This window comes from Burkholderia sp. Bp9090 (assembly GCF_003857985.1).
Taxonomy (GTDB): Bacteria; Pseudomonadota; Gammaproteobacteria; order Burkholderiales; family Burkholderiaceae; genus Burkholderia.
Map to the genome: position 1 here is coordinate 1 of NZ_QTPV01000112.1, position 705 is coordinate 705.

The 705-nt window shown below is 64.7% G+C and carries 1 protein-coding gene; it reads right to left on the reverse strand.

What is annotated here, in order from left to right:
• Positions 1-705 (reverse strand): 3-hydroxybutyrate dehydrogenase (locus tag DIE16_RS36310; protein ID WP_148091663.1); only part of this gene is annotated, 705 nt, incomplete at its 5' end.

Below are 705 nucleotides of genomic sequence, written 5' to 3' on the forward strand. Positions count from 1 at the left end.
TTACTGCATGAACCAGCCGTGGCTGACGACGAACGACTGGCCCGTGAGCGCGGCGCTCGGGAACGCCGACAGGAACAGCACCGTCTGCGCGACGTCCTGCACCGTCGTGAACACGCCGTCGACCGTGTTGCCGAGCATCACCTTCTTCACCACTTCCTCTTCGCTGATGCCGAGCTCCTTCGCCTGCTCCGGAATCTGCTTGTCGACCAGCGGCGTGCGCACGAAGCCCGGACATACGACGTGCGAGCGCACGTTGTGCTTCGCACCTTCCTTCGCCAGCACGCGCGCGAGACCGAGCAGCCCGTGCTTGGCCGTCACGTACGCCGACTTCAGCGGCGACGCTTCGTGCGAGTGCACCGAACCCATGTAGATCACGACGCCGCCGCGATCGTCCTTGTACATGTGCTTGAGCGCGGCCTTGGTCGTCAGGAACGCGCCGTCGACGTGGATCGCCTGCATCTTCTTCCAGTCGGAGAACGCGTAGTTCTCGATCGGGTTGACGATCTGGATGCCCGCGTTCGACACGAGGATGTCGACCGAGCCGAACGTGTCGGCCACCTTGTCGATGCCGCTGTTGACCGCTTCCTCGTTGGTCACGTCCATCGCGACGCCGATCGCCTTGCCGCCTGCCTTGACGATCTCGTCGGCAACCGCGTTTGCGCCGTCCTGGTTCAGGTCGGCGATCGCCACGGCCGCGCCCGCTTT